The 6,330-nt window shown below is 70.4% G+C and carries 13 protein-coding genes and 1 tRNA gene; 4 read left to right on the forward strand and 10 right to left on the reverse strand.

From position 1 onward, the window contains the following. The 6 genes from OOT08_RS14390 to OOT08_RS14415 form a co-directional block, all read right to left on the reverse strand. A partial coding sequence (locus OOT08_RS14390) for an inositol monophosphatase family protein (RefSeq protein ID WP_325093675.1) occupies positions 1 to 371 on the reverse strand: 371 nt, incomplete at its 3' end. A gap of 67 nt (positions 372 to 438) precedes the next feature. Further along, a complete protein-coding gene (locus OOT08_RS14395; protein ID WP_325093475.1) occupies positions 439 to 870 on the reverse strand; it encodes a VOC family protein in 432 nt (143 codons plus the stop codon). 32 nt (positions 871 to 902) lie between these two features. Continuing rightward, on the reverse strand, positions 903 to 1,028 hold the full coding sequence (locus tag OOT08_RS19210; RefSeq protein ID WP_442916259.1) for a VOC family protein: 126 nt from the start codon (positions 1,026 to 1,028) through the stop codon (positions 903 to 905). Next, positions 1,025 to 1,351 (reverse strand): hypothetical protein, encoded by a 327-nt coding sequence (locus OOT08_RS14405; protein ID WP_325093477.1) that lies wholly within the window; start codon positions 1,349 to 1,351, stop codon positions 1,025 to 1,027. Before OOT08_RS14405 ends, OOT08_RS19210 begins: the two co-directional genes overlap by 4 nt. 82 nt (positions 1,352 to 1,433) lie before the next feature. Then, a complete protein-coding gene (locus OOT08_RS14410) occupies positions 1,434 to 1,751 on the reverse strand; it encodes a hypothetical protein (protein WP_325093478.1) in 318 nt (105 codons plus the stop codon). A 68-nt stretch (positions 1,752 to 1,819) separates the two neighbouring features. Next, entirely contained in the window at positions 1,820 to 2,767 is a 948-nt protein-coding gene (locus OOT08_RS14415; RefSeq protein ID WP_325093479.1) for a GlxA family transcriptional regulator, read from the reverse strand. A 184-nt stretch (positions 2,768 to 2,951) separates the two neighbouring features. Between OOT08_RS14415 and OOT08_RS14420 the strand changes: the two genes are divergently transcribed. Genes OOT08_RS14420 through OOT08_RS14430 form a run of 3 tightly spaced genes read left to right on the forward strand, consistent with a single transcriptional unit; the run spans position 2,952 to position 3,998 of the window. Beyond that, positions 2,952 to 3,374, forward strand: coding sequence for a hypothetical protein (locus tag OOT08_RS14420; RefSeq protein WP_325093480.1), 423 nt, complete (start codon positions 2,952 to 2,954; stop codon positions 3,372 to 3,374). Continuing rightward, on the forward strand, positions 3,371 to 3,667 hold the full coding sequence (locus OOT08_RS14425; protein WP_325093481.1) for a hypothetical protein: 297 nt from the start codon (positions 3,371 to 3,373) through the stop codon (positions 3,665 to 3,667). The genes OOT08_RS14420 and OOT08_RS14425 overlap by 4 nt, the downstream gene beginning before the upstream one ends. Positions 3,668 to 3,677: 10 nt before the next feature. Next, positions 3,678 to 3,998 carry a hypothetical protein gene (locus tag OOT08_RS14430; RefSeq protein ID WP_325093482.1) on the forward strand — a complete coding sequence of 107 codons (321 nt, stop codon included), beginning with the start codon at positions 3,678 to 3,680 and terminating at the stop codon, positions 3,996 to 3,998. Positions 3,999 to 4,290: 292 nt separating this feature from the next. On the opposite strand, the gene OOT08_RS14435 is transcribed toward OOT08_RS14430, so the two are convergent. Further along, entirely contained in the window at positions 4,291 to 4,530 is a 240-nt protein-coding gene (locus OOT08_RS14435; protein ID WP_325093483.1) for a hypothetical protein, read from the reverse strand. A 164-nt stretch (positions 4,531 to 4,694) separates the two neighbouring features. Here OOT08_RS14435 and OOT08_RS14440 point away from each other — a divergent pair, with 164 nt between their 5' ends. Then, positions 4,695 to 5,054, forward strand: a complete 360-nt coding sequence (locus OOT08_RS14440; RefSeq protein ID WP_325093485.1) for a hypothetical protein — start codon at positions 4,695 to 4,697, stop codon at positions 5,052 to 5,054. A gap of 39 nt (positions 5,055 to 5,093) precedes the next feature. Here the strand turns inward: OOT08_RS14440 and OOT08_RS14445 are convergent, their stop codons facing one another. From OOT08_RS14445 to OOT08_RS14455, 3 genes are all read right to left on the reverse strand, one after another. Continuing rightward, positions 5,094 to 5,807: a DUF998 domain-containing protein gene (locus OOT08_RS14445; protein ID WP_325093486.1), complete on the reverse strand. Its 714-nt coding sequence runs from the start codon at positions 5,805 to 5,807 to the stop codon at positions 5,094 to 5,096. Positions 5,808 to 5,905: 98 nt separating this feature from the next. After that, positions 5,906 to 5,977: transfer RNA gene (locus OOT08_RS14450), tRNA-Lys, on the reverse strand. Positions 5,978 to 6,069: 92 nt separating this feature from the next. Then, a partial coding sequence (locus tag OOT08_RS14455) for a Na+/H+ antiporter NhaA (protein WP_325093487.1) occupies positions 6,070 to 6,330 on the reverse strand: 261 nt, incomplete at its 5' end.

The raw sequence follows: 6,330 nt of genomic DNA on the forward strand, positions 1-6,330 counted from the left end.
CACCAGCGCTGCCCGAAGGCGGGGGCCGAGACGACGCCGACGGTGGGCACCTCGTCGACCTCAAGCGCGATGAGCGCGGCCCAGTTGGGCACCCCGCGCAGGAAGTTTGAGGTGCCGTCGATGGGGTCCAGCACCCAGCGTCGGGAGCCCTGCTCCACTCGGCCGGATTCCTCGCCGTAGAAGCCGTCCCCCGGCCGCTCCGCCTCAATCTTGGCGCGGAGCGCGCGCTCGACCGCGAGGTCGGCGTCGGTCACGAAGGTGCGGTCCGGCTTCTCGTCGATCGTGAGGTCCGCGGCCCGGAAGCGCGGGAGCGCGATCGAATCGGCGAGCTCCGCCAGTTCGAGGGCGAAGATCAGGTCAGCGGAGGGCATCTGCACGGCGGGAATCGTCTGCTCGGTCACCCGATCAGCCTAGCCGAGACCCCGGGGCCCCGAGCGGCTAGGTCGAGGGGTCGCCGACGCAGAACAGGTTCCCATCGGGGTCCGCGAGCACCGTCCAGCCGAACTCGGGCATCGCGACCGTGTCGTGCACCGTGGCCCCGGCGGCCACGAAGGCCGCGACGGTCTCCGCGCGGCTCGGGCCGCTCAGGGGGAGGGCGAGATCGAGGTGCACCCGGTTCTTGCCGGGCGTCGGCTCCTCGACCCGCTGGAAGCCGAGGGTGAGTGAGAGCGATCCGCCGGTCACGGAGCAGAACCAGCCGTCGAAGTCGTCCGTGACGGTGGCCCCAAAGCGCTCGGCCCACCAGGCGGCCAGCGCCCGGGCATCCACGGTGTCGACGGTGATCATGCCGATCGAGAGCCCCGGGCGGGCGGGGCCGCCGGGCGGCTCCGGCGACTGCGAAGCGGCGGATGCCTCGGGCGTGTGGGTCATGCGGCTCTCCTTCGGGGTGGGTGCGGGTGACGTCAGTGCGGGTCGCCGATGCAGAAGCGGTTCCCGTCGGGGTCCGCGAGCACGGTCCAGGCGGCGCCGGGTGTCCCGTGGCTCTCGAGCGCGGTCGCGCCCGCCGCAACGAATTCAGCGACGGTCATGCTGGGCCCTCGGCGGCCCGGTTGTGCCGGAGCACGGGCAGCACAGCGGTGAGCGCGATCAGGCCGAGGAACAGGGCGATGACGGCCCACCAGGGCCACACGCGCGTCCCGGCGAGCAGGCTCGTGCCCAGGCCCATCACGGTGATGCCCCCGATGAGCCAGGACCGCACGGACATCGGGGTGTCCGGGTCGTGGCGCAGGAGCGGGACCCGGTCGGTTCCGGCCCGCCGGGTGACGATGCGCATGCCCCAGAGCTGCAGGACGGCGCCCCCCAGCAGCAGGGCGACCGCCACCACGATCGAAATCACGGACGCTGTCGACATGCCGCCAGGCTACCGGGAACCGCGCGGCGGGGGAACCGTCGCCGCCGAACGAGGCCAGGAGCGGGCCGCGTCACGCGCCCGCTCAGCCGCGCTCGCGCCGGGCCACGCCTCGGTTGTGCAGGAGAATCTGGCCACCCCAGACGAGGGCGAGCACCGCGATGAGCGCGACGCTCAGCCAGGCCGGACGACGCCCGAAGTCCTGGATCATCATCGCGCCGATGCCGCCAAGGACCACCCCGCCGATCGTGCACAGCAGGACGGGGACGGGGGTGCCCTTCGGAAACGCCCACGGGGACAGCGGCGCGTTCCCGGCGGTACGCCGCAACAGGGTCGTGCCGAGCGCCACGAGCGCCGTGCCCAGGGCAACGCACACCAGGCTCACGATCAGCGTCATCATCATGCGCCGATTCTATCGGGCGGGGGAGCGGGCGAGGCTCGGCCGGGAGCGGCGGGCGGCTGCCGGGCCGCTCACCCCGTCGCGCGTCGAAACGCACGCCGGTACGCGCCCGGGGTCACCCCCACGATCTCGGTGAACTTCGCGCGCAGATTGCTCGGGCTCGGAAAGCCCACCTGCGCCGCGATCCGGTCCACCGTCGCATCACTCGTCTCCAGCAGCTCCTGCGCGTGCCGAACGCGCACCCCGACGAGCCAGCGCACCGGGCTCATCCCCGTCTCCTCGGCGAAGCGCCGATTCAGGGTGCGCGCGCTCACCCCCGCCGCCGCCGCGATCTCCGCCAGGGTGAGCTGCCGGTGCGCGTGCTCCTCGAGCCACCCGAGCACCCGCTCCAGCGTCGCCGTCGGCGCCGTCGGCCGGTTCCGCAGGATGAACTGCCCCTGGCCCCCCGTGCGGTGCAGGGGCGTCACCGCCATCCGGGCCGCCTCCGCCGCAACCGCGACCCCGTAGTCGCGCTGCACCAGGTGCAGACACAGATCCAGCCCGGCCGAGGCCCCCGCCGAGGTGAGCACCTGCCCGGCGTCCACAAAGAGCGCATCGGGGTCGACCCGGGCCGCGGGGGCCAGCCGGGCAAGCGCCGCCGTGGCCTGCCAGTGCGTCGTCGCCGGGAGGCCGTCGAGCAGCCCCGCCTCGGCCAGCGAAAAGGCCCCCACGCAGATCGACGCGATGCGGGTGCCGCGCCCGGCCGCCCGGCGCAGCGCGGCCAGCACCTCGGGCTCCGTCGGCTCCTCGGGAGCCGTGCGCCCCGGCACCACGATGAGGTCCGCGCGATCCAACGCCTCCAGGCCATCGTCGGTCCCGATCCGGATGGGCCCCGCCGCGACGACGGGGGCCGAGCCCGCGACCACGACCCGATACCCGGGGCGGTCACCCGGCAAGCGCACCCGGGAAAACACCTCGATCGGCGTGGCCAGATCAAAGGGAATCGTTTCCTGGAGGGCAAGCACAACAACGGTGAACATGCCCGGAGAATACCGGGAAAACCTCCGAATAGCTGCCCATCACACGCGTCGATCCCGAGTGGCGAGAACTTGGCGAAAGCTGGCAAAAAGGACACTATCGTCTGCCTCCCAAGCGCGGGAGGATGGCAGGACCCCCCCCCACACCTCGGGACTCCCGCGAGCCCCGCAGAAAGGCGCCGCCCCCGTGACCGCGTTCCTCCTCTCCGTGCACGTCATCGCCGCAATCCTCACGGTCGGCCCCGTCGCCGTCGCCGCCAGCATGTTCCCCGCGGCCCAGCGCGCCGACCCCGGGGGAGCCGTCGCCCGGATCCTGCACCGCATCTGCCGCGTCTACGCGGTGATCGGGATCATCGTCCCCGTCTTCGGCGTCGCCACGGGGGCCTCCCTGGGCGTCCTCGGCGACGCCTGGCTCATCGTCTCGATGGTGCTCACGGCGCTCGCCGCCGCGGTGCTCATCTGGGGGATTCTCCCGGCGCAGGCGGCCGCGCTCGGCGGCGCGGACCGCCCGCGGCTCGCCATGAGCGCCGGAGTCTTCAACCTGCTCTGGGCCATCGTCGTGGTGCTCATGATCGTCCGTCCCGGCTCCACCACCGGGGCCGGGCTGTGAGCGCCCGGCGGCTGCTCGGCCTCCTCCGGGCGCTCGGCACGGTCGAACTGGTCACGCTGGCCGCGATGCTCGTGAACCTCGCCACCGTGCATCACCCCGTGCTCACGAAGGGCCTCGGGCCCGTGCACGGGCTCGCGTACTGCGGCACCGTCGTCGTCGCGATGCTCCTGGCCCAGGCGCTCGACACCCCAGCGGCGCGGCGGGGCCGCTGGCTGTCCGTGGTGCCGGGGCTCGGCGGCCTGCTCGCCGCCCGGGCGCTCGGACCCCGCTCCGGGGAGCGAACGCTTCGGTAGGGTTGCCGCTATGACGGAAACACCGCTCCCGCCCCTGCGAACTCCGCCGCGTCTCGGCCGGATTGCCCTGATCCTGGTCTTCGCCGGGTTTCTCTCGTTTTTCGTGATGAACGCCTTCAGCGTGCCCAGCCAGCTCCTCGGTCCCGTCCTGGGCAAGGCAATGGCGGCGCTCGCGTTCCTCGCCGCGTTGGTGCTCGCCGTCCTGTCGCTGCTCCGGGGTGAGCGCCGCCCGATGGCGGTCTGGACGCTCGTGCTGCTCATCGGGGCGCCGGTCGTGGTCTTCCTCGTGGCGACGCTGGTCTGGTGGGGCTACGGGCAGGGGCTCGGCTAACTCACCTGCTCCATGGGCCTGGCCTAGCGGGAAGGTGCGGACCGGACCTCTTCCGAGTGCTTGCGAAGCGCAGACAAGACAGCTCCGCGGATGATGGCCCAAAGTACCCAGAGGAAAATGAGGATGCCGAGGAGCCACAGCGAGACGTACAAAATGACCAAGAGCTGAGCCGTATTCATAGCAAGAACCTATGCCTTCCTCGTGAGTGAGCGCTCACGCCCGACGAAACACTTGGTCGTGCCGTTCGGTCTGGACATTTGGCCCAACCAACCGCTTCACCCTGGTGTACTCGCTACTGCATCAGCAGATTGTCGATGGCGGGGATGCCGATACCCAGGGCACCGTCGCGGAGAAAGAACCAGTACAGGCCCAAACCGATCGCAAGGACAGCCACGACAAAAACCAGCGTCCACAGCAACCGGATGTTCTGTTCGTGAACTTTCCGATTGTGCTTTTCGATGCTGACCCGAACCGGGCACTGAGTTCCTGGACGATGACGCGTCGTGGGACAGGTGGATTGGTACTGGCACATACGATCACCATAGCTGTGCCGCGTAGGAAAGCCGATCAGCTGCCGGACGGTGCCGGGAGACGCGTTCTCGGGCAGGCCAGGAGCCGGGGGCCCGCAATCGCCGCCCCGCCGCGGCGCGATGACCCCTACGATGGGGAGGAACCCCGGAGCGTCAGGAGCAATCTGTGAATAACACAATCCGCATGATGAACCTGCTGACCCGCACCACCCTCTCCCGGCGCATGCCGCAACACCGTCGGCTGACCGCCACGATCATCGTTGGGTACCAGGAGCAGCACGAGGTGACCTACGACCTGAACCACTGGGAGTCGATTGAGCGGGTCTACGTGGATCGCGAGCTCGTCATTGAGAAGCCGATGCGGGTGCACCTGCAACGGTTTCGGACGATGGAGTTCACCGTCGGACACGGCGAACAGCACCTGGTCCAGATCGAGTTTGAGATGAATCCCCACCACGCCGACGCCGGGCAGAAACACCTGCGGATGCACGTGGATGGCTACCTCATCAGCACCACGACCGTCTAGCCGGGCACGCTGCCCCGGCTTCCCCCGCCCCGCGGGGCGTCAGCGGCGTTCCCGGGGCGGCTCCGGGTCGCCCGGCTGACGCGCAGCCTCCCGGGCCTGCCGGGAGGCGAGGATCGCGAGGACGAGTACCCAGGCGAGCGACGGCCAGATGACGAGCCGCTCGATCAGGCCGCCGATCCCGTAGACGAGATCCGTCGTGCTGAACAGCACCCCCAGCGCGAGGGCGATGCCGCCCAGGATGATGCCGGCGAGGCGAACCCCGCCCCGGAACTGGAACGCCCCGAGCGCGATGGCGAGCGGCCCGCCGAAGAAGAGCGGCATCGACACGAGCTGGTGCAGCTCCGAGGACGAATCGAGCGCCACGAAGCCGGTAGCGATGCTGCCGAGCCCCGCGATGACCCAGAGCACCCCCGCGACCCCGGAGAAGCCCCGCGAGCGAAACAGCACCAGGGCGAGCAGCACGAGGCTGATGCCAGAGACGACCATCGCGCCGTTCATGAGGTCGGCGAGGGGCGAGCACGCTTCGACCCCAGAGCGCGGGTCGAACTCTGTCGTGCAGGTGCTCACGCCGAGCTCGCTGATCGTGTTCGTCACCCAGTTGTAGCGGGGGACGAAGGCGGCGGCGGCGATGAGCTCGGCCACGATGGTGCACAGCTGCAGCACGGCGAGCCCCGGGGCCAGGAACCGGACGAGCCAGGGCGCCGGGCCTCGCCGGTGCGGAGCGCGGGCGGGGGCGGCGAGAACGGTCGGCACGGGAAAGCAGAGCTCCTGAGGGAATCGGCGGTGCGAGGAAACGGGGGACGCGGGGAAACAAGAAAGGCCCGAGATCGTGATGATCTCGGGCCAAGCTGTGCGCCCCCCCGGACTCGAACCGGGAACCCACTGATTAAGAGTCAGTTGCTCTGCCATTGAGCTAGAGGCGCCTGCCCGGCTTGACCCGGGCACAAGAAATAACTTTAGCAGTGAGACGGGGAGAAGGAAAATCGGGGGGATACTTTCCTTCTCCCCGGGCGTGTCAGGAGGTGACGGGGCGCATGCGCGCCCGCGGCCGCTCGGCCAGGAGAACGGTCGCCACGAGCGCCGCGATGACCGAGGCGGACAGGATCGCGATGCGGGCCGTGTCCCCGTCGCCGGGGTCCTGGAAGCTCAGGTCGGCGACGAGCAGCGACACCGTGAAGCCGATGCCCCCGAGCGCGGCCACGCCGATGAGCTTGCGCCACGTCACGGAGTCGTCCAGCTCGGCCCGGCTGAACTTGGTCACCAGCCAGGTCGTGCC

This window comes from Leucobacter sp. M11 (assembly GCF_035726885.1).
Classification (GTDB): Bacteria; Actinomycetota; Actinomycetes; order Actinomycetales; family Microbacteriaceae; genus JAPFRB01.

What these genes read in the sequence shown, in the direction of transcription:
- OOT08_RS14395 (WP_325093475.1), bottom strand. Translation starts at nt 870, where the DNA reads ATGACCCACACGCCCGAGGCATCCGCCGCTTCGCAGTCGCCGGAGCCG.
- OOT08_RS19210 (WP_442916259.1), bottom strand. Translation starts at nt 1,028, where the DNA reads ATGACCGTCGCTGAATTCGTTGCGGCGGGCGCGACCGCGCTCGAGAGC.
- OOT08_RS14405 (WP_325093477.1), bottom strand. Translation starts at nt 1,351, where the DNA reads ATGTCGACAGCGTCCGTGATTTCGATCGTGGTGGCGGTCGCCCTGCTG.
- OOT08_RS14410 (WP_325093478.1), bottom strand. Translation starts at nt 1,751, where the DNA reads ATGATGATGACGCTGATCGTGAGCCTGGTGTGCGTTGCCCTGGGCACG.
- OOT08_RS14415 (WP_325093479.1), bottom strand. Translation starts at nt 2,767, where the DNA reads ATGTTCACCGTTGTTGTGCTTGCCCTCCAGGAAACGATTCCCTTTGAT.
- OOT08_RS14430 (WP_325093482.1), top strand. Translation starts at nt 3,678, where the DNA reads ATGACGGAAACACCGCTCCCGCCCCTGCGAACTCCGCCGCGTCTCGGC.
- OOT08_RS14435 (WP_325093483.1), bottom strand. Translation starts at nt 4,530, where the DNA reads ATGTGCCAGTACCAATCCACCTGTCCCACGACGCGTCATCGTCCAGGA.